Consider the following 20,461-nt stretch of genomic DNA (forward strand, 5'->3'; position numbering starts at 1 on the left):
CGCCGCATCCTGCGGCGGGCCCCTTCGCGCGGCCGGTCAGGCCCAGGTGATCAGACGCTTCGGCTGCTCCAGGATCGCCGCGACGTCCGCGAGCACCTTGGAACCGAGCTCGCCGTCGACCAAGCGGTGGTCGAACGACAGGGCGAGCGTGGTGACCTGGCGCGGCTTCACCTTGCCCTTGTGCACCCACGGCTGGAGCTTGATCGCGCCGACCGCGAGGATCGCCGACTCGCCCGGGTTCAGGAGCGGCGTACCCGTGTCGACGCCGAAGACGCCGACGTTGGTGATCGTCACGGTGCCGCCCGCCATCGCCGCGGGGGTCGTCCTGCCCTCGCGCGCCGTCGTGACCAGCTCGCCCAGTGCGCCGGCGAGCTGCGGCAGTGTCATGGCGTGCGCGTCCTTGATGTTCGGCACGATCAGGCCGCGCGGGGTGGCGGCCGCGATGCCCAGGTTCACGTAGTGCTTCTGCACGATCTCCTGGTTGGCCTCGTCCCAGGCGGCGTTGACCTCGGGGTTGCGCTTGATCGCGACAAGGAGCGCCTTGGCGATGAGCAGGAGTGGGTTGACCCGCACTCCCGCCATGTCCTTGTCCTCCTTGAGCTCCGCGACCAGCTTCATCGTGCGCGTCACGTCCAGGGTCACGAACTCCGTGACGTGCGGCGCGGTGAAGGCGCTGCCGACCATGGCCTGCGCGATGGCCTTGCGCACACCCTTGACCGGGATACGGGTCTCGCGGCCGGTCGCGTCCACGGGCGCGGCGACAGGCGCGGGGGCGACAGGCACCGCCACCGGCTGTACGGGTACCTCGGCGGGGGCCGGGGCGGCCGCCGCGTGGACGTCCTCGCGCGTGATGATCCCGCCCTCGCCGGTCGGCGTGACCGTGGCGAGGTCGATGCCCAGGTCCTTCGCCAGCTTGCGCACGGGCGGCTTGGCGAGCGGACGGGCCTCGGGCACCGCCGCGGCGTGACCGTTCATCTCGGCCTGGATCGCGGCGGCGGCCGGACCCGGGACCTCGACACCCTTGCGGGCGCGGCGCTTCGTGGAGGACTCGGCCACGCCGTAACCGACCAGCACCGGCTGCCGCCCCTTGGGAGCCTCCGGCTCGGCTTCCGGTTCCGCCGGGGCCACGGGCTGCTCGACGGTCTCCGCGGGGGCGGGGACGTCACCGCTGCCGGGCGCCACGTCCACCGCGATGATCACCTGGCCGACGTCGACGGTCGTGCCCTCGGGGAAGCGGAGCTCGTGCACCACCCCGTCGAACGGGATCGGCAGCTCCACCGCGGCCTTGGCGGTCTCCACCTCGCACACGACCTGGCCGTCGGAGACGGTGTCGCCGGGCTGGACGAACCACTTGAGGATTTCCGCCTCGGTCAGTCCTTCGCCCACGTCCGGCATCTTGAACTCGCGGAAACGAGCAGACGTATCGGTCATCGTCGTCACGATCCCTCTCCTCAGTACGCCAGCGAGCGGTCGACGGCGTCGAGCACCCGGTCGAGCCCCGGAAGGTACTCGTCCTCGAGCCTGGCCGGCGGGTACGGGGCGTGGTAGCCGCCGACCCTCAGCACCGGTGCTTCCAGGTGGTAGAAGCAGCGCTCCGTGATCCGGGCCGCGATCTCCGCGCCCGAGCCGTAGAACACCGGCGCCTCGTGGACCACGACGAGCCGGCCCGTCTTCTCGACCGAGGTCTGCACGGCGTCGAAGTCGATCGGGGACATCGACCGCAGGTCCAGGACCTCGACGGACTTGCCCTCCTCCTGCGCCGCGGCGGCGGCCTCCAGGCAGACCTTCACCATCGGGCCGTACGCGACGAGCGTGAGGTCGGAGCCCTCACGCGCCACAACGGCCTTGTGGAGGGGGAGGGGGATGGACTCGGTGTCGAGATCACCCTTGTCCCAGTAGCGCCGCTTGGGCTCGAAGAAGATGATCGGATCGTCGCTCTGGACGGCCTGCTGCATCATCCAGTAGGCGTCGCTCGCGTTGGAAGGCGAGACGACCTTCAGGCCCGCCACGTGCGCGAACAGCGCCTCGGGCGACTCGCTGTGGTGCTCGACGGCACCGATGCCGCCGCCGTACGGGATGCGGATGACGACCGGCATCTTGATCTTGCCGAGCGCGCGGGCGTGCATCTTGGCGAGCTGCGTGACGATCTGGTCGTACGCGGGGAAGACGAAGCCGTCGAACTGGATCTCGACGATCGGGCGGTAGCCGCGCAGGGCCAGACCGATCGCCGTGCCGACGATGCCGGACTCGGCGAGCGGGGTGTCGATGACACGGTCCTCGCCGAAGTCCTTCTGGAGCCCGTCCGTGATGCGGAAGACCCCGCCGAGCTTGCCGACGTCCTCACCCATGATCAGGACCTTGGGGTCGGTCTCGAGAGCCTTGCGCAGCGACTCGTTGAGCGCCTTGGCGATGGACAACTTCTGGGCTGCCATGACTAGTTGCCCTCCTCGGCGAACGATGCCTGGTAGGCGGCGAACTGGGCGCGCTCCTCGTCGACGAGCGGATTGCCGTCGGCGTACACGTTGTCGAAGATCGCCAGCCGGTCCGGGTCGGGCATGGCCCGCACCGCTTCGCGCACCCGCTTGCCGAGAGTCTCGCTCTCCTCCTCCAGCGCGGTGAAGAACGCCGCGTCGGCGAGGTCCTGCTTCTCGAGGTACGTACGCAGCCGCAGGATCGGGTCCTTGGCCTCCCACGCGGCCCGCTCCTCGTCGGCCCGGTACTTGGTCGGGTCGTCGGAGGTGGTGTGGGCACCCATCCGGTAGGTGAACGCCTCGACGAGGGTGGGCCCCTCACCCCGTCGGGCCCGCTCCAGCGCCGACCTGGTGACGGCCAGGCACGCCAGTACGTCGTTGCCGTCGACCCGGACACCGGGGAAGCCGAAGCCCTGTGCGCGCTGGTACAGCGGCACCCGCATCTGCTTCTCCGTCGGCTCGGAGATCGCCCACTGGTTGTTCTGGCAGAAGAACACGACGGGGGCGTTGTAGACGGCGGAGAAGGTGAAGGCCTCCGCGACGTCACCCTGGCTGGAGGCGCCGTCACCGAAGTACGCGACCACGGCCGAGTCCGCGCCGTCCTTGGCGATGCCCATGGCATAGCCGGTGGCGTGCAGCGTCTGCGAGCCGATGACGATCGTGTAGAGGTGGAAGTTGTTGGTGTTCGGGTCCCAGCCGCCGTGGTTCACGCCGCGGAACATCCCGAGCAGATTCGTCGGGTCGACGCCCCGGCACCACGCCACGCCGTGCTCCCGGTAGGTCGGGAAGACGTAGTCGTCGTCGCGCAGCGCACGGCCCGAGCCGATCTGCGCGGCTTCCTGGCCCAGCAGCGAGGCCCACAGGCCCAGCTCGCCCTGCCGCTGCAGGGCGGTGGCCTCGGCATCGAAGCGCCGGGTCAGGACCATGTCCCGGTAGACGCCGCGGAGCTCGTCCGGGCTCAGGTCGATCTCGAAGTCCGGGTGCTCGACGCGCTCACCCTCCGGCGTCAGCAGCTGTACCAGCTGGGGCTCGGAACTCTGTGGCGTCTTCGCGGCGCTGGTCCGCTTGCTGCTGCGTCGCGGTTTGCGCGCGGCAGTGCTCTCCACGGTCACGTACGTGCTCCTCCGTCGGTCCGGCCCCCGGGATGGCCGGGAACCAGTGCGGCTCGCCTGTGTCCGGACCAGTGCACGGGGTGGGTGCCGCTGGCCGGGAACAGGCGTGACAGGTGCCCCGGCGAGCGTCCTGTCATAAGCACGTTACCCAGTGCACCGCACAACTGCGAAACACCTTGTGACCTGCGATTTTGCTTGGATTTCCAAGTAAATCGCAAAAACCGCGAAGTCTTGCTGGTCACAGCACTGGCAACAGCCTGGCAGGCGGCCGGAACAACGGCACGTTATCCCGCGCCGCCAGTGCCAGGGAAGGGCGGACGACAAAGGAGTGTGTGAGACTTCGAATGTGCGCGAAGAAGGAAAAATCACGGTATTCCTGCTCGACGATCACGAAGTGGTGCGGCGCGGCGTACACGAGCTGCTTTCCGCGGAGGGGGACATCGAGGTCGTCGGCGAGGCCGGCACGGCCGCGGACGCACTCGCCCGGATCCCGGCGACGCGCCCCGACGTGGCGGTCCTGGACGTGCGGCTGCCCGACGGCAGCGGCGTGGAGGTGTGCCGCGAGGTCCGCTCGGCGGACGACAGCATCAAGTGCCTGATGCTCACCTCGTACGCCGACGACGAGGCGCTCTTCGACGCGATCATGGCGGGCGCCTCGGGCTACGTCCTGAAGGCCATCCGCGGCAACGAGCTGCTCAGCGCTGTAAGGGACGTGGCGGCCGGGAAGTCCCTGCTCGATCCCGTGGCCACCGCCCGCGTACTGGAGCGCCTGCGCGAGGGGAAGAACGGCAAGGGCGACGAACGGATGGCCGGTCTGACCGCGCAGGAGCGCAAGATCCTCGACCTGATCGGCGAGGGCCTCACCAACCGGGTGATCGGCGAGCGGCTGCACCTCGCCGAGAAGACCATCAAGAACTACGTTTCCAGCCTGCTCGCCAAACTGGGGATGGAGCGGCGGTCGCAGGCCGCGGCCTACGTGGCGCGGCTCCAGGCCGAGAGGCGCTGAGCGCGGGCTGGGCCGGGACCTAGGTCCCGCTCCCCCGGGGGCCGCGGACCCTTACCCCGCACCTACGGCGTGGCGGAGAGTGGAGCGCATGCCTTCCTCCAGCCCCTGTGACACCGGGCCCGGCATCGGCCCGGCTCCCGCCGCCGCTTCCGGTCAGGACCCCGCCCCCGGTTCCCGCTCCGGTTCCTCCGATCGCGGGTCCGGCCCCGCCGCCGTCCCCGGATTCACCCACGGCAAGGTCCGTGCCATCGAACTACTGGCGAGCGTGCGCCACGGCCGGATCGCCATGAGCATGCGCGCCCTGCCGTTCCTGGCGGTGGCCCGGCACCTGGTGGTCGAAGGGCGTGTCCTCCTGCGGATGCACAGGGGCCTAGGCTTCCACGACTCCTGCGACGGCGGCGTCGTGGCCTACGGGGCGGACAACCTCACCGTCGCGTCCGGCGCGGACGGCCTCTGGTCGGTGCAGTTCACCGGCCCCGCCGAGATCGTCCACCCCGTCCACGACCAGCGTGACCTCTTCGGATCCGGCCCGTCGGAGGTGAACGGCGAGCGCTTCGATCCGGTGTACCTCCGGTTCGATCCACAGCTGGCACGCACACACACAATGACCTACGACGCAAGTCCGTAATTCCAGCCACACAGCGTCACCTAACATGTGACGAGTGCTGCGCTCATCTGTGACCCTTCCACCAGTTCCTCCGGTCGGCGAGGTGCTGCGCCGCTACCCCGCCGCCGGCGAACCCCTCGCCTGCGAGCCCCTGACCAAGGGCCTGCTCAACCACGGTTACCGCGTGTCCACCACCCAGGGCTCGTACTTCCTCAAGCACCACCTCGACAAGCACCACCTCGACGACGCCAGCGGTGATCACGACACGATCGTGAGACAGCACCGGGCGACACAGCAGCTGCACTCGCTCGGTGTACCCGTCGCGCCTCCACTGGCGGACACGCAGGGTGACACGGTCACCGTCATCGACGGGCAGCGGTACGCCCTGCACCACTGGGTGGACGGCCTCCACCGGGACGGCGCCCAGCTGACTACCGCCCAGTCGCGGCGGCTCGGGGCGCTGCTCGGCGCCGTACACACGGGGCTGGAGCAGGTCATGGAGGACGACCAGCCGCCTCCCGTGCGGGGGCAGAGCCCTGACCCCGCCGACACCTTCACGCTGATCGACGAGTTACTGTCGGCCGCCCGGGGCCTGGGCCCCAGGGACGCCTTCGACGAGCTCGCCGTGCACCGGCTCGTCGAGCGCCGCGCCCTGCTGGAACAGCACGCGCACCGCCGTCCGCCCACTCCCGGGGGTTCCGCGCGGGGCTGGGTGCACGGTGACTTCCACCCGTTGAACCTGCTCTACCGGGGCGCCGACCCCGTCGCCATCGTGGACTGGGACCGGCTCGGCGTGCAGCCGCGCGCGGAGGAGGCGGTGAGGGCCGCGGCGATCTTCTTCGTCCGGCCCGACGGGGAACTGGCGCTGGAGAAGGTGCGGGCGTACGCCCGTGCCTACCGGCACGCGGCCGGCGCCGGAGCAGCCGAAATGGCGGCCGCGGTGCACCGCGTCTGGTGGGAGCGGCTCAACGACTTCTGGATACTGCGCTGGCGCTACCGCCTCCACGACCGCAGGGCCGACCCGCAGTTCCCTGCGGTGTCGGCCCTGGCGGTGTGGTGGACCCGTGAGTACGGGGCGGTCGGCGAGGCCTTCACGGGGTGAGACCCCGCCCCGGCGCCCGTCACTGCCCGGCGGTCGTACCGGTCGTCGTGCCCGCTGCGGCGCCCGCCGAGGTCCCCGCGGGGGTACCGCCGGCCGTGGTCCCGTCCGTCGTCCCGCCGGGATCCTCGCCCGTGCCGCCGTCGGCGGTGCCGCCGTCCGTCGTGGTGCCGCCGTCACCGGTCCCGCCGTCCGTCGTGGTGCCGCCGTCGGTCGTACCCGGGTCGGAGGACGTGGGCGTCTCGGTCGGCTTCTGCGTCGGCTCGGTCGGATCGTCCGACGGACGGTACGTCGGCTTCTTGGTGGGCCACGTCTGACCACCGGTGGAGTTGTCAGGCTCCTGCGACTCCTCCGTCTCCTCGTCCGTGGGATCCGGTGACTCCGACGGCTTGGTCGGCGAGACCGAGACGGAGGGGCTGGGCGGGGTCTTCTTGTTCTCGTTGCCGTCGTTCGTCTTCTGGACGGCGAAGGCGACGCCCACCCCGATCGCGACGAGCGCGAGCAGGACGAAGAGCCACATCTTGCCGCGGCCGCCGCCGTTGTGGCCGCCGCCGGCGTACGCCCCGTCGTCCGGGTTCATGGGCGGCAGGATCGGACCCTGCGAGGTCTCCCCGTGCATGGGGTGCCCCATCGCCGCGGTCCCGCCGCCGATGTTCATCGGTGCCGTGTGACCGCCGCCGTCGTGCATGGCGACCGGACCGGTGTTCCACGTCCCGGTGTGCCCGCCCTGCACCTGCAGCATCTGCAGGCTGTACTGGACGAGGCCGCGCATCTCCTCGGCGCTCTGGAAGCGGTCGTCCGGGTCCTTGGCGAGGGACCGCATGACGAGGCCGTCCAGCTCCGGCGGGACGGATCCGGCCGCTTCGGAAGGCGGGAGCGGCATGTCCTGCACGTGCTGGTACACGACGGAGAGCGGCGTCTCACCGGTGAACGGCGGCCGCAGGGCGAGCAGTTCGTACAGCAGGCAGCCGGTCGCGTACAGGTCGGAGCGGTGGTCGACCGCCTTGCCGAGCGCCTGCTCGGGGGAGAGGTACTGCGGCGTGCCCATGACCATGCCGGTCTGCGTCATCGTCGACTGCACGCCGTGCAGCGCACGGGCGATACCGAAGTCCATCACCTTGACGGCGCCGGAGTGCGTGATGATCACGTTCGCCGGCTTGATGTCGCGGTGCACGATGCCGTGCTGGTGGGAGTACGCCAGGGCCTCCAGCACGCCGGAGACGATGATCAGCGCCTGCTCGGGCGGCGGCGCCTCGGCCTCCAGCAGCAGGTCGCGGATCGTGTTGCCCTCGACGAGCTCCATCACGATGTAGGGCACGGTCGAGCCGCCCACGACGTCCTCGCCGGAGTCGTAGACCGCGACGATCGCATGGTGGTTGAGCCCCGCGACCGACTGCGCCTCACGCGTGAAACGCGCCTTCGAGACAGGGTCCTCGGCGAGATCGGAGCGCAGGAGTTTCACCGCGACCGTACGCCCCAGACGGACGTCCTCCGCCGCGTAGACCTCGGCCATGCCGCCGCGGCCGAGCCGGTGCGTCATGCGGTAGCGGCCGTCTCCGACCACACCCCCGACGCCCCAGGAGTCGGCGCCATCCGAAACTCCGCCGCCACTTGCTTCGGATCCGGGTGCCATCAGTCCTCGCCGTCGTATCTGTCCGCGCGTCCGCGGGTTCTCACGGTGCCTTGCTGCATCGCCACGTCACGCTACAGCCTCTGTCCGGCCCAACGGGTTTCGAGAGTGACGGGCCATCCAATCGGCTGGCGCGCCGCCCGCGCAAATTCCATGTTGATCCTGTAACGCTTCCGAGACGCTTCTCGTGCGTAGGGTCACGGAACGGGCACCCGGCTTGACGTGTCGTACCCCTCGGGCAGACTTGGCCCGTACTGGGGATCACGCGTCCGTCGGGCGCCGAGGGGGATGCAAGTCATGAGCCACGACGGCGCACAGGGGCGGTACGCGGGCGGTTCCGTGGCCGGCGGCCGCTACCAGCTCCGCGACCTGCTCGGCGAAGGCGGGATGGCGTCCGTCTACCTCGCGTACGACTCCGCCCTCGACCGCCAGGTCGCCATCAAGACGCTGCACACCGAGCTGGGCCGCGAGCAGTCCTTCCGCGAACGCTTCAGGCGCGAGGCACAGGCGGTCGCCAAGCTCCAGCACCCCAACATCGTCTCGGTGTTCGACACGGGCGAGGACGAGCTCGGCGGCGCCCTGATGCCGTACATCGTCATGGAGTACGTCGAGGGGCAGCCGCTCGGCTCCGTACTCCAGGCGGACATCCGGCAGTTCGGCGCGATGCCGGCCGACAAGGCGCTCAAGGTGACGGCCGACGTGCTGGCCGCGCTGGAGACCAGCCACGAGATGGGGCTGGTCCACCGCGACATCAAGCCCGGCAACGTGATGATGACCAAGCGCGGCGTCGTCAAGGTCATGGACTTCGGCATCGCCCGGGCCATGCAGTCGGGCGTCACATCGATGACTCAGACCGGCATGGTCGTCGGCACCCCGCAGTACCTCTCCCCCGAGCAGGCACTCGGCCGCGGGGTCGACGCGCGCTCCGACCTGTACTCGGTCGGAATCATGCTCTTCCAGCTGCTCACGGGACGCATCCCGTTCGACGCGGACTCCCCGCTCGCCATCGCGTACGCGCATGTGCAGGAGGAGCCCGTCGCGCCGTCCAGCATCAACCGGTCGGTCACGCCCGCGATGGACGCCCTGGTCGCCCGCGCGCTGAAAAAGAACCCGAACGAGCGCTTCCCGAGCGCCGTGGCCATGCAGGACGAGATCGCCCGCGTACTCAGCGCGAGCGGTCCCGCCGGTGCTCCGGCGATCGTCGCCGGCAGCGGCCCGGCGAACAGCGGCTCGGGCGTCGGCTCGGCGGTCTTTCCGCCCGTCGGCCAGGCGACACCGGCGCAGCACAGCGTGCAGACGCCGTACCAGCCGCAGCAGCACCAGCCGGGCCTCTATGGCCCGCCGCCCCCGGCTCCCACGCCGGGCTACGGCTACCCGCAGGCGCCGCAGCCGTACGGGGCGCCCACGCACCTGGGGCACCAGACCCCGCCCCCGTACACGATGTCGCCGCAGACCTCGACGGGTCAGGGCGGCGGGTCAAGCCGGAGCATGCCGGCCATCGTGGGCGCGATCGTGGTCGCCCTGGTCGCGATCGGCGGGCTGATCGCGTTCCTCAACATGGACGACGACGCGGAGAACGGCAAGGGCGGTGACCCGGGCTCCAGCGAGTCCGCGGCGGCCGGCGAGCACAAGCCGCCGGAGCGCAACCGGACGATGGACACCGAGGACTGCACCGACGCCACGGAGGACACCGACGACCCGGCGAAGGTCCAGGCCCCGAACTTCATCTACAAGGACGTCATCTCCGCGAAGTCCTGTGCTGAAGCCGCCGGTTGGACGGTCAAGGTCATCAAGGTCGAGGGCAACACCTACGCCGAGGACCAGGTCATCGACCAGTTCCCGACATCGGGGACGGCAGTGGCGGAGCGGGGCGCCCACTTCGAGCTGCGTATCGCGACGGGCGATCCGGCCTGACCCGGGCTGCTCGGCGGTGTGAGTGACCCGGCACGGCCCGTCCGGCCGGATTCCGGAGGTCCCGGAGTGACTCGACCCGCGGCGGGGGCAGGAAGCCCCGATTGAGCTGCGGCCTTTGGCCGCACTCCAGATGCCGGACATATCAGCACATGTGACGCTGATCTCATGCCTCCAGGACTCCTGGTCTCACGGCCGTCACGATACGTGGCCTGTCTGGTGCTGGCGGTCGGGACGGCAGTCGGACCCGCCTCCTGGGCGCACGGCGACGGCAGGACCATCACTCCCGTCCACCGGGCGGCTTCCGTCGCGGTCTCGCGCCCCTCGGAACCGCCCGGGGAAAGTCCCTCCGCCGTGGAGTCACCACTCGCCGGGCGCCAGGCCGGTGAGGGCCGCGCGCGGCCGGGGCGGTCGCTCTCTCCCGACGAGATCGCGGATTCCGAGGCCGCGGCGGACGAGATGCCGCCGGACGCGGACCCGGCGGGGGTACCCGCGTTCACCCCGCCGCCGGACGCGTTCCCCGAGCCCGGCGAAACCGCACGGCAAAGGCAGGCGCTGGACGAACCCAGGGTGCGACAGGTGCGGGACGTCTCGCTGGGCAGCGGAATCGCGCTGGTCGGAATGGGGCTGGGATTCCTGGCGGTCCGCATGCGCCGTACGACCTGACCGCCGGCCCGCCGGGCCCGCGGGTCTCCGTGCCGCATCCGGCGGCCAGCAGCAGCGCGTCGCCATAGCCCGGGCTCTCGTCGGGGACCGCCGCCTCGTTCTCGCGGACGAGCCGACCGGCGCACTCGACTCCGAGACCGGCGAGGCCGTCCTCGCCCTGCTGCGAAACCGCTGCGACCAGGGTGCGGCAGGCGTCATGGTGACGCATGAACCCCGCTACGCGGCCTGGGCGGACCGGGTCGTGGTGCGCCGCCTTCGCGGGTTCCCGCGTCGCTCAGACCCGTCGCGCGGAATGACCCGCGGCGGCTGAAAGGCGGTTCCGGTGCTCCCGGAGAGGGTGATCTTCCCTTTCCGGGGGCACCACCATGTGATGAGGCGTGTGTGCGAGACAATGGCGTCATGGAGACGCCGAGGAATGAACGGTCGCAGGAGCACCCCCAAGTCCTCGTGGTGGGGCAGGACGGAATGGCCATCGGCGGGGGCGGCGGTGGCGACGAGTCACGCGAGATCCCGGTGACGGAGATGGTCGAGCAGCCCGCGAAGGTCATGCGCATCGGCAGCATGATCAAACAGCTTCTGGAAGAGGTCAGGGCGGCTCCTCTCGACGAGGCGAGCCGGGTCCGGCTGAAGGAGATCCACGCGAGCTCCGTCAAGGAGCTGGAGGACGGCCTGGCCCCGGAACTCGTGGAGGAGCTGGAGCGTCTCTCGCTGCCCTTCACCGAGGAGTCCGTACCCTCCGAGGCCGAGCTGAGGATCGCCCAGGCGCAGCTGGTCGGCTGGCTGGAGGGCCTCTTCCACGGCATCCAGACGGCGCTCTTCGCCCAGCAGATGGCCGCCCGTGCGCAGCTGGAACAGATGCGCCGCGCCCTTCCTCCGGGTGTCGGGCACGACGACGAGGAAGGAGTCATGGACCCCCACGGGCCCACGCGCTCCGGCCCGTATCTGTAACCGCCGGTCACTACCGGTCGCGGTACGCAGCGGGGCCCGGCACACGTCACGTGTGCCAGGCCCCGCTGTCTGTCCGCCGGGACCGCCGCGCCCTCCGGGCCTGGCCACGGCGGCGACCCGCTCCCCTCCGGAAGCCCGGGTTGGGGGCCTCCAGCAGGGAGGGTCCTCAGGCGTTCGGCGCGGCCAGGAGGATCTTGCCGATGTGGCTGCTGGACTCCATCAGCCGGTGGGCCTCCGCCGCCTCCGTCATCGGCACCGTGCGGTCGACCACCGGCCGGACGACCTCCGCGGCGATCAGCGGCCACACATGCTCGCGCACTGCGGCAATGATCGCCGCCTTCTCCGCAAGGGGACGGGAACGCAACGACGTCGCCGTGACGGCGGCCCGCTTGCTCAGGAGGGCACCCAGGTTCAACTCGCCCTTGGCACCGCCCTGCAGGCCGATGATCGCGAGGCGGCCGTTCACGGCCAGGGCCCGCACGTTGCGGTCCAGGTACTTCGCCCCGACGATGTCGAGGATGACGTCGGCCCCCGCACCGTCGGTAGCCTTGCGCAGCTCCTCGACGAAGTCCTGCTCGCGGTAGTCGATGAGGATGTCGGCGCCGAGCTCCTGACAGCGCGCCAGCTTTTCCGGGCCTCCGGCTGTGACCGCGACCCGCGCGCCGATCGCCTTGGCGAGCTGGATGGCCATGGTGCCGATACCGCTGGATCCGCCGTGGATCAGCAGGGTCTCGCCAGGGCGCAGATGGGCCACCATGAAGACGTTGGACCAGACCGTCGCCGCCACCTCGGGCAGCGCCGCGGCCTCCGCGAGGTCCACTCCCTCGGGGACGGGCAGGAGCTGGCCGGCCGGCACGGCGACCTTCTCCGCGTATCCACCACCCGCCAGCAGTGCGCACACCTCGTCGCCCACGGACCACCCGGACACGCCGGGGCCGAGGGCCAGGACGCGGCCCGCGCACTCCAGCCCCGGATAGGGGGACGTGCCGGGGGGCGGGTTGTAGAAGCCCTGCCTCTGGAGGACATCGGCCCGGTTGACCGCGCTGGACACGACCTCGACGAGAACTTCACCATCGCCTGGTACGGGTTCGGGGACCTCGGCCCATACGAGCGCTTCGGGACCGCCTGGTTCGGGGATCGTGATCGCATACATGGCCGCGAGGCTACTCCGTGAGGAGGCCCGGACGGGGATGGAGCGGACTACACCGTGTGCGGGTCCGGTCGGCCGTCGGCCCGTGTTCGTACGGTCGCGCACGAGGCCGGTGCACGTCCACGGCCCCTGGCTGGCGTCCGCACATCGGCCCTCACCAGCGACGTCCGTACCCCTTTTCGCCGGGCCGTACGGAGTGGGCCTACGGCCGCGACCCGGACGGCGGGGGTTGAACCGCCTGCTGAAGGTGGATCGGCGAGGCACGCACGATCGTGATCACCCGGTCCGTCAGCTGAAGCGGGCTGGCGGCCGGATCGTCGTACCCGATCAGCCTGTGGCCCCGCAGGACGCTGACCACCAGGTCGTCCGTCTCCCGGACGTTCTTGCCCACCTCGGCCTTTATCACCGGCCGCTCGACCAGATCCAGCCCACTGCCCTGCTGGATGAGGTCCTCCATGACCGTGCCCGCACTCGGACTCAGCACGGAGAGTCCCAGCAGCCGGCCGGCCGCGCTGGCACTGGTGATCACGGCATCGGCTCCGGACTGCTTGAGGAGCGGCGCGTTCTCCTCCTCGCGCACGGCGGCGACGATCTTCGCGCCGCGGTTGAGCTGCCGGGCGGTCAGCGCCACCAACACCGCGGTGTCGTCCCGCTGGGTCGCGATGATGATCTGCCGGGCCTTCTGGACCTCGGCCCGCAGCAGCACATCGCTGCGCGTCGCGTCGCCCAGCACGCCGACGTAACCTTCGGCGTTGGCCGCTTCGATCACCTTGCCGGCCGGATCGACGACGACGATCTGGTCCTTCTTCAGGCCGGTGGCGCACAGCGTCTGGATCGCTGAGCGGCCCTTCGTGCCGAAGCCGACGACGACGGTGTGTTCACGCAAGTTGGTTCTCCAACGCTTCAGCCGGAAGTCCTCCCGGGTCCGCTCCGTCAGGACCTCGAGGGTGGTGCCGACCAGGATGATCAGGAAGAGCACACGCAGCGGTGTCACCAGGATGACGTTGATCAGCCGTGCCGGATCGCTGTAGGGCACGATGTCGCCGTACCCGGTCGTCGACAGCGTCACCGTCGCGTAGTAGACGGCGTCGAGGAAGTCGACTTTGCCGTCCGCGTTGTCGTGGTAACCGCTTCGATCGGCCCACACGATGAAGACCGTCAGCGCCAGCACGGCCAAAGCCATCGCCAGCCGCTTGGCCACCTGGCGCAACGGCCTGTCGATCACCCGACGGGGCAGAAGCACCCGGGTCGGGACGACGTGTTCGTCTGCGCGCCTGGCCATCGCGTCGTGGCCGGGAAGTTTCACGTGAAACACCCTTCCGTCCACGGCGACGCCGAGGCCCACGGTAGATCGAGGATCTCCACCTCGGTGCCGGACCGTACCCCGCCGGGCGGCACCACGGCCAGCCCGTCCGCGGCGGCGATCCCACGCAGCATGGCCGGGCCGTTGTAGTGCAGGGGCAGAACGCTGTCGTCACGGTGGACCACCGGGACCAGCCGCGTGTCGAGCGGGTGTCCGTGCGCCTCTTCATGGACCGATGCATGGTAGGGGTCCGGGGTGGTCCGGCCGGCGATACCCCGGAGGAGCGGCTCGGCCAGGGTGAGCAATCCGGACACCGCGGCAAGGGGGTTGCCCGGTAGGCCGACCAGACAAGGGCCGCCCTCGGCGAGCCGTGCCAGAAGCATGGGATGACCAGGGCGTACGGCCACCCCGTCGACGAGGAGCTCGGCCCCGATCCGGGCCAGCACGGGGTGGACGTGATCCACCGGCCCGGCGGCCGTACCGCCCGTGGTGAGGATCAGGTCGGCGTCCGAGGAGACGAGTGCGCGGTGCAGAGCCTCGGCGTCGTCGCCCAGTCGCCGGGGCTCTGCGACCTCCGCTCCCAGGGCGCGGAGCCAGGGGGCGAGCATGGGGCCGAGTGCGTCCCGGATGAGCCCCTCACGCGGAAGCCCCCCAGTGAGGAGTTCGTCACCGAGCACGAAGACGTCAACACGTGGCCGGGGTACGGCGACGAGTGCGTCGTACCCCGCTGCAGCCGCCAGCCCGAGCACGGGCGGGGTCACCACGGTTCCGACGGGCAGGAGTTCGTCACCGGAACGGCACTCCTGCCCCCGGGGCCGGATGTCCTGCCCGGGCACGACCTCACGGGTCGCGTGCAGCAGACCCTTGGCCTCGTCGGCGTATGCGTGCTCACTGCGGATCACGGCCGTGGCGTCGGCCGGGATGCGAGCACCCGTGGCGATTCTCAACGCCTCCCCGTCGGGCAACCGCTCGACGGCCCCGCGTCCGGCGAGCAGCCCCGCGCCTTCCTGTACGGTCCACGGCCCCGGCCCCGCGACGATCCAGCCGTCCATGGCCGAGGTGTCGAAGGGCGGCAGGTCGGTGAGCGCGACGACGCGCTCCGCCAGGACGTGGCCCAGAGCGCGGTCCAGCGGAAGACGATGGGCAGCCAGGGGAGCGGCCCGGCCCAGGCTCTCGGCGACGGCACGTGCCTCGGACCAGGGGGTGGTCCGGGTTCCGTGAGCCTTGGACGAGGCGGCCGCACCTCGTGCCGGTGACGACACGCGGCGGTTCGCGGCGCCGGGGGCCGAGGTGCCCCCGGCGGCTACGGCCCGGTCCTGGGTATCCGGTGCGGTCTCCCCGCCCGGGGTGGTCTCCCCGCCCGGCCTGGCCTGGCTGCCCGGCGTCGCTTGCCTCGACCTTTCCGGCTGCTGAGCGCTCGAGGCCGATGTGCTGGGGGCCGTCACCCGTGCGGCGGCGCCTGGGGCCGGGACGCCTGTGACCGAAGCGCCAGAGGTCGCGGCACCTGCGGTCGCGCTTCCCGTCACAGCGCCTGGGGCAGGAGCGACGGAACTCCTGGCTCGTTCAGCTGAGGCCGCCGCCGGTACCTCGTCGCACGAACGGCCCGGCACCACCGGCACCCCGGCGCCGGAGCGGTCCGACACCGGGTGGGCCGCCTGCGGATGCCGTGCGACGAGGGCGAGCGCCTGCGCGACGGCGCGCTCCTCCTCGGCCTCCCGTTCCTCCCGGGCGGCCCGTTCCTCCTCCGCGGTCCGGTCGGTTCGCGCCGTCCGGTCCGGTCGAGCCGTCCGGTCCGCCTGCGCCGTCCGGTCCGCCTGCGCCGGGCAAGAGTCACAAGCCGGCAGGGCATCGCCGTCCTGCGCCGTCATGGCGTTCCGGGCTCACTGCCCGATGCCGTCTCTTCCTCCCACCGCAGCGCAAGGGCTGCGGCCTTGCGGGATGCCTCCGCAACCGCTTCCGCAGCGGCCTCGGGACCCTTACCGCTGCTCGCCACAGCCGCCGCGTAGCCCACCAGGAACGTGGTCAGGGGCGCGGCGGGCCGGGCGACGCCGTGCGCGGCGTCACGAGCGAGGTCGAGGAGGGCGCCGGTGTCGACGTCGAGGTCGATGCCCAGCTCGTTCTTGACTGCGGTGATCCATTCGTCCAGCACGGTCCCATGCTCCCTGATCCGCGCTCTGGCGGCAGCAATGTCTTCCCAGGTGTCGCAGTCGAAAGAGGCGAGTGGTCCCGCCTCCACCCGGGCCATGTCCAGTTCAGCCGTCAGCAGGCGCAGCGGAAGGCCCGCGAGGCCGCCGTGCTCCGTGGCGAGCAGGGCCAGCTCGCGCCGGAGCGGCTCGGCACGGTAGACGGCGACCAGCGGCTGGTCCCGGCCGTCCGGATCGGTGCACAGCGCACCCTCCCGGACGTCTGCCTCCGCGGCGGACAGCAACGAGCGGACCGTCGCCTCCCCCAGAAAAGGCAGATCAGCGGAGAGCACCAGTACGTTCTCCGCCGCCGTGTGCCGGACTCCGGCACCGAGTGCGGCCAACGGGCCACCACCTTCGGGTATTTCACGTGTCCAGGTGACTGGGCGCGCGGTCGGCCTGCGACCACCGACCACGACGGTGGAACCGGCGTCGGCGCATACGGCGAGAACCCGGTCGAGCAGGGCACGGCCGCCCACACGAAGGCCCGGCTTGTCGGCCCCCCCGAGCCGCTTCGCGGCTCCCCCGGCAAGAACGATGGCGTCATACGCGGTCATGCACCCGAGTATGCGGGCGTCACACGAAGAGTGGTCCCCCGGAGACGTGAATCGTCTCCGGGGGGATCGAACTCACAGGCGGATCCGGGGGCGCTCCCCCCGGCCTTGGCCGTCGCTACAGCGTCCGCAACAGCACCGCCGGCTGCTCCACGCAGTCGGCCACGTACCGCAGGAACCCTCCGGCGGTACCGCCGTCGCAGACCCGGTGATCGAAGGTGAGCGAGAGCTGGACGACCTGACGGACAGCCAGTTCTCCCTCGTGCACCCAGGGCTTGGCCATGATCCGGCCGACTCCGAGCATCGCCGCCTCGGGGTGGTTGATGATGGGTGTCGAGCCGTCCACTCCGAACACGCCGTAGTTGTTCAGCGTGAACGTCCCGCCGGTGAGCTGCGCCGGTGTCAGCTTCCCCGTCCTGGCCGCCTCGGTCAGCCGGGCGATCTCCGCTCCGATCGACTCCGCGTTCCGTGTGTGCGCGTCCCTCACCACCGGGACCATCAGGCCCCGCTCGGTCTGGGCGGCGAAGCCCAGATGGACACCCGACAGTCGCACGATCTCCCGGGCCTCGGTGTCCACCGTCGCGTTCAGCTCGGGGAAGCGGGCCAGAGCGGCCGTGCAGATGCGGGCCAGCAGCGCGAGCACCGAGACCTTCGGGCCGGCAGCGGAGCCCCCGGCGGCGTTCATCGCTGCCCTCGCGGCCATCAGCTCGGTGGCGTCCGCGTCCACCCAGCAGGTGGCCTCGGGGATCTCGCGCCTGCTGCGAGCCAGCTTGTCGGCGACCGCACCGCGCACTCCGCGAAGGGCGATCCGCTCGTCCGCGGGCGCCTGCCGTGCCGCTTCGGGGGCAGGCATCGCGTCCACGGCCATGCCCGTGGACTCCACGCCCTTGATGGCGGACTCCACGTCGCTGCGCAGAATCAGCCCGTCCCGTCCGGTACCGGAGATCTTCCGGAGATCGAGGCCGTGCTGCCGCGCCAGCTTCCGTACCAGCGGGGAGATGACCGGGACGGGCCCTGTCGGCTCCGTCACGACCGCGGTGGCGGGATTCGCTGCCGCAGCGGGCACAGGAGCCGGCACCGACACCGGAACGGGAGCCGGAGACGAACCGGGGCCCGAAGACCTGACCGAGGACGACACCTGCGCCGGCCTGACCCTGCGGCGCCGCACGGCGGGTGCGCCCGTGCCGTAGCCGACGAGCACGTTGCCGGAGCCCTCACCGTCCACGTCGGCCGCGGCTCCGGTCGCCCCGGCCGGAGCAGTGCCGTCCACCACGGGGCTCGCCGTACCGACGGCGACCGTCAGCAGCGGTGCGCCGACCGGGAGTTCAGCGCCCTCCGCACCGAAGCGTGCGGTGACCACACCCCCGTACGGGCACGGCACCTCCACCATGGCCTTGGCCGTCTCGACCTCGACGACCGGCTGGTCGATGGCGACGACATCGCCGACCTCCACCAGCCAGCGCACGATCTCGGCCTCGGTCAGCCCTTCGCCCAGGTCCGGCAGCTTGAATTCCAGTACCTGCGCCATCAGCTGTCCGCCTCCCACTGAAGACGGGCCACCGCGTCGAGCACCCGGTCCACGCCCGGCAGATGGTGCCGCTCCTGCATCGGCGGCGGATAGGGGATGTCGAAGCCGGCGACACGCAGGACCGGCGCCTCCAGATGATGGAAGCACCGCTCGGTCACCCGCGCCGCGATCTCCCCTCCTGGGCCACCGAAACCGGCGGACTCGTGAACGACCACCGCGCGCCCCGTACGCCGGACGGATGCCGCGACGGTCTCGTCGTCGAACGGCACCAGGGAGCGCAGGTCGACCACCTCGAGGTCCCAGCCCTCTGCCGTGGCCGCCTCGGCGGCCTCCAGGCACACCGGGAGGGAGGGGCCGTACGTGATCAGGGTCGCGCTGCGCCCGGGTCGCCGGACCACGGCCCGCCCGATCGGCTCGACCGACGCCGGTGCGTCCGGCGACCAGTCGGCCTTCGACCAGTAGAGACGCTTGGGCTCCAGGAACACCACGGGGTCGTCGGACGCGATCGATTCCCTCAGAAGGCCGTAGGCGTCCTCGACCGTGGCAGGCATGACGACGTGCAGTCCGGGCGTCGCCATGTAGTACGCCTCGGATGAGTCGCTGTGGTGCTCGACCCCGCCGATCCCGCCGCCGTACGGCACCCGCACCGTGATCGGCAGTGGCATGGCACCCGCGGTGCGGTTCCGCATCTTGGCGACATGACTGACGAGCTGCTCGAACGCCGGATAGGCGAAGGCGTCGAACTGCATCTCCACCACGGGGCGCAGACCGTACATCGCCATGCCCACGGCGGCGCCCAGGATCCCGGCCTCGGCGAGAGGTGTGTCAGTGCAGCGGTCGTCGCCGAACTCCTTCGCCAGACCGTCGGTGACGCGGAAGACCCCGCCGAGCGTGCCGACGTCCTCGCCGAGGACGTGCACCGTCGGGTCCGCCGCCATCGCGTCCCTCAGCGCCCGTCCGAGCGCCTGTGCCATCGTGGCGGGCTTGGCCCTGACGGCCCGTTCGCCGGCCGTCGCCGCAGCGGTGCTCATCGCTGTTCCTCCACGCCGTTCTCCTCCAGCGGACCGTCTGCGGCGGCGAGCTCGCTCCGCAACATCTCGGCCTGCTCACGCAGCTGTCCTGTCCGCTCTTCGTAGACGTGGGCGAACAGGTCCATCGGGTCGAGCACCGGATCGGCGTTCATCTGCTCCCGCAGGCCTTCGGCCATACGCTCCGCCGCCTCCCGCACCGTCGCGATGCCGTCCTCGTCAAGCAGCCCGCGCCCCGTCAGCTCCCGCTCGAGAAGCCGGATCGGGTCGTGCTCGCGCCACGCCTCGACCTCGCTGTCGCCGCGGTAACGGGTGGCGTCGTCGGCGTTCGTGTGGGCGTCCATGCGGTATGTGACCGCCTCGATCAGCGTCGGCCCCTCACCGCGCCTGGCCCGGGCGACGGCCTCGCCCAGCACCTGGTGCATGGCGGCCGCGTCGTTGCCGTCGACCAGCCGTCCCGGCATCCCGTATCCGACGGCCTTGTGGGCCAGAGAGGGCGCGGCGGTCTGCTTGGCCAGGGGTACCGAGATCGCGAACCCGTTGTTCTGCACGAGGAAGACGACCGGAGCCCGCCAGACTGCGGCGAAGTTCAGTGCCTCGTGGAAATCGCCCTCGCTCGTCCCGCCGTCGCCGACCATGGCGAGCGCCACCACGTCGTCGCCCTTGAGGCGCGCGGCGTGGGCCAGACCCACGGCGTGCGGCAACTGGGTGGCCAGGGGGGTGCACAACGGGGCGATCCGGTGCTCACGCGGGTCGTACCCGGTGTGACGGTCACCCCGCAGCAACGTCAGGGCCTCAACCGGATCCAGGCCACGTGCCACGGCGGCAAGGGTGTCGCGATAGCTGGGGAAGAGCCAGTCGCGCTCTTCCAGCACCAGCGCGGCGGCGATCTCGCACGCCTCCTGGCCGGTGCTCGACGGATACACCGCGAGCCGTCCCTGCTTCGTCAGAGCCGTGGCCTGCGCGTTGTACCGGCGTCCGCGCACGAGCTCCGCATAGAGCCGCAACAGCAGCTCGGGATCGGCGTCGGCTGCGGCGTCCGTGCCGAGCACGCGGTACGGCTCAGGGTCCGGGAGCAGCGGCGCGGGGTCGGTCAGCGGCTTCCAGGCCGGGGGCGGCGTGGGCCTGTAGGCGGCTGCGCCGGGCAGCTCCTGGACCGTCATGACAAGCACCTCCTGGCATCGAGATATATCGAGGGTGTCGAAATCTGCAGGAATGTCGGGGCCGGATGAGGCAACGGTGTGGTGCGCCTCACCAACCGATTG

General features: G+C 71.0%; 17 protein-coding genes and 1 pseudogene. 7 read left to right on the top strand and 11 right to left on the bottom strand.

Translation table 11 applies throughout. The features are described from left to right. Positions 1–36: 36 nt before the first annotated feature. The 3 genes from ACFU5K_RS19050 to pdhA (ACFU5K_RS19060) are packed head-to-tail and all read right to left on the bottom strand — an operon-like array spanning position 37 to position 3,583. On the bottom strand, positions 37–1,440 hold the full coding sequence (locus ACFU5K_RS19050) for a dihydrolipoamide acetyltransferase family protein (RefSeq protein ID WP_384062886.1): 1,404 nt from the start codon (positions 1,438–1,440) through the stop codon (positions 37–39). A gap of 11 nt (positions 1,441–1,451) precedes the next feature. After that, positions 1,452–2,432 (bottom strand): alpha-ketoacid dehydrogenase subunit beta, encoded by a 981-nt coding sequence (locus ACFU5K_RS19055; RefSeq protein WP_384062889.1) that lies wholly within the window; start codon positions 2,430–2,432, stop codon positions 1,452–1,454. A 2-nt stretch (positions 2,433–2,434) separates the two neighbouring features. Next, complete coding sequence (gene pdhA, locus ACFU5K_RS19060; RefSeq protein WP_384062892.1) at positions 2,435–3,583, bottom strand: pyruvate dehydrogenase (acetyl-transferring) E1 component subunit alpha; 1,149 nt, start codon at positions 3,581–3,583, stop codon at positions 2,435–2,437. A 346-nt stretch (positions 3,584–3,929) separates the two neighbouring features. On the opposite strand from pdhA (ACFU5K_RS19060), the gene ACFU5K_RS19065 reads away from it, so the two are divergent. The 3 genes from ACFU5K_RS19065 to ACFU5K_RS19075 all read left to right on the top strand — a co-directional run bounded on the left by ACFU5K_RS19065 (position 3,930) and on the right by ACFU5K_RS19075 (position 6,298). Continuing rightward, positions 3,930–4,589: a response regulator gene (locus ACFU5K_RS19065; protein ID WP_384062893.1), complete on the top strand. Its 660-nt coding sequence runs from the start codon at positions 3,930–3,932 to the stop codon at positions 4,587–4,589. An 88-nt stretch (positions 4,590–4,677) separates the two neighbouring features. Further along, positions 4,678–5,217, top strand: a complete 540-nt coding sequence (locus ACFU5K_RS19070; protein ID WP_384062896.1) for a pyridoxamine 5'-phosphate oxidase family protein — start codon at positions 4,678–4,680, stop codon at positions 5,215–5,217. Between the two features lie 82 nt (positions 5,218–5,299). After that, positions 5,300–6,298: a phosphotransferase gene (locus ACFU5K_RS19075; RefSeq protein WP_384062998.1), complete on the top strand. Its 999-nt coding sequence runs from the start codon at positions 5,300–5,302 to the stop codon at positions 6,296–6,298. Between the two features lie 19 nt (positions 6,299–6,317). Here ACFU5K_RS19075 and ACFU5K_RS19080 read toward each other — a convergent pair whose 3' ends face one another. Continuing rightward, positions 6,318–7,928 carry a protein kinase gene (locus ACFU5K_RS19080; protein WP_384062898.1) on the bottom strand — a complete coding sequence of 537 codons (1,611 nt, stop codon included), beginning with the start codon at positions 7,926–7,928 and terminating at the stop codon, positions 6,318–6,320. Positions 7,929–8,222: 294 nt separating this feature from the next. On the opposite strand from ACFU5K_RS19080, the gene ACFU5K_RS19085 reads away from it, so the two are divergent. From ACFU5K_RS19085 to ACFU5K_RS19100, 4 genes and pseudogenes are all read left to right on the top strand, one after another. Continuing rightward, positions 8,223–9,839 (top strand): protein kinase, encoded by a 1,617-nt coding sequence (locus ACFU5K_RS19085; protein WP_384062901.1) that lies wholly within the window; start codon positions 8,223–8,225, stop codon positions 9,837–9,839. Positions 9,840–10,004: 165 nt separating this feature from the next. Continuing rightward, positions 10,005–10,502, top strand: a complete 498-nt coding sequence (locus ACFU5K_RS19090) for a hypothetical protein (RefSeq protein ID WP_384063004.1) — start codon at positions 10,005–10,007, stop codon at positions 10,500–10,502. A gap of 37 nt (positions 10,503–10,539) precedes the next feature. Next, positions 10,540–10,755: pseudogene (locus ACFU5K_RS19095) on the top strand (ATP-binding cassette domain-containing protein); the annotation flags it as partial. 146 nt (positions 10,756–10,901) lie between these two features. Then, complete coding sequence (locus ACFU5K_RS19100; RefSeq protein WP_384062904.1) at positions 10,902–11,450, top strand: bacterial proteasome activator family protein; 549 nt, start codon at positions 10,902–10,904, stop codon at positions 11,448–11,450. A gap of 166 nt (positions 11,451–11,616) precedes the next feature. Here the strand turns inward: ACFU5K_RS19100 and ACFU5K_RS19105 are convergent, their stop codons facing one another. The 7 genes from ACFU5K_RS19105 to pdhA (ACFU5K_RS19135) all read right to left on the bottom strand — a co-directional run bounded on the left by ACFU5K_RS19105 (position 11,617) and on the right by pdhA (ACFU5K_RS19135) (position 20,359). Then, positions 11,617–12,603: an NAD(P)H-quinone oxidoreductase gene (locus ACFU5K_RS19105; protein WP_384062907.1), complete on the bottom strand. Its 987-nt coding sequence runs from the start codon at positions 12,601–12,603 to the stop codon at positions 11,617–11,619. A 199-nt stretch (positions 12,604–12,802) separates the two neighbouring features. Next, the gene (locus tag ACFU5K_RS19110) at positions 12,803–13,945 is read right to left on the bottom strand and encodes a potassium channel family protein (RefSeq protein ID WP_384062910.1); all 1,143 of its coding nucleotides are present in this window, start codon (positions 13,943–13,945) and stop codon (positions 12,803–12,805) included. After that, positions 13,903–15,429, bottom strand: a complete 1,527-nt coding sequence (locus ACFU5K_RS19115) for a molybdopterin-binding protein (RefSeq protein ID WP_384063001.1) — start codon at positions 15,427–15,429, stop codon at positions 13,903–13,905. The genes ACFU5K_RS19110 and ACFU5K_RS19115 overlap by 43 nt, the downstream gene beginning before the upstream one ends. A 338-nt stretch (positions 15,430–15,767) precedes the next feature. Continuing rightward, positions 15,768–16,643, bottom strand: a complete 876-nt coding sequence (locus ACFU5K_RS19120) for an NTP transferase domain-containing protein (RefSeq protein ID WP_384062913.1) — start codon at positions 16,641–16,643, stop codon at positions 15,768–15,770. Between the two features lie 115 nt (positions 16,644–16,758). Further along, the gene (locus tag ACFU5K_RS19125; protein WP_384062915.1) at positions 16,759–18,168 is read right to left on the bottom strand and encodes a dihydrolipoamide acetyltransferase family protein; all 1,410 of its coding nucleotides are present in this window, start codon (positions 18,166–18,168) and stop codon (positions 16,759–16,761) included. Next, positions 18,168–19,199, bottom strand: a complete 1,032-nt coding sequence (locus ACFU5K_RS19130) for an alpha-ketoacid dehydrogenase subunit beta (protein ID WP_384062917.1) — start codon at positions 19,197–19,199, stop codon at positions 18,168–18,170. The genes ACFU5K_RS19125 and ACFU5K_RS19130 overlap by 1 nt, the downstream gene beginning before the upstream one ends. Then, entirely contained in the window at positions 19,196–20,359 is a 1,164-nt protein-coding gene (pdhA, locus tag ACFU5K_RS19135; RefSeq protein ID WP_384062920.1) for a pyruvate dehydrogenase (acetyl-transferring) E1 component subunit alpha, read from the bottom strand. Before pdhA (ACFU5K_RS19135) ends, ACFU5K_RS19130 begins: the two co-directional genes overlap by 4 nt. Positions 20,360–20,461 lie beyond the last annotated feature (102 nt).

Origin of the sequence: Streptomyces sp. NPDC057428, from assembly GCF_042803195.1 — a bacterium.
Lineage (GTDB): Bacteria > Actinomycetota > Actinomycetes > Streptomycetales > Streptomycetaceae > Streptomyces.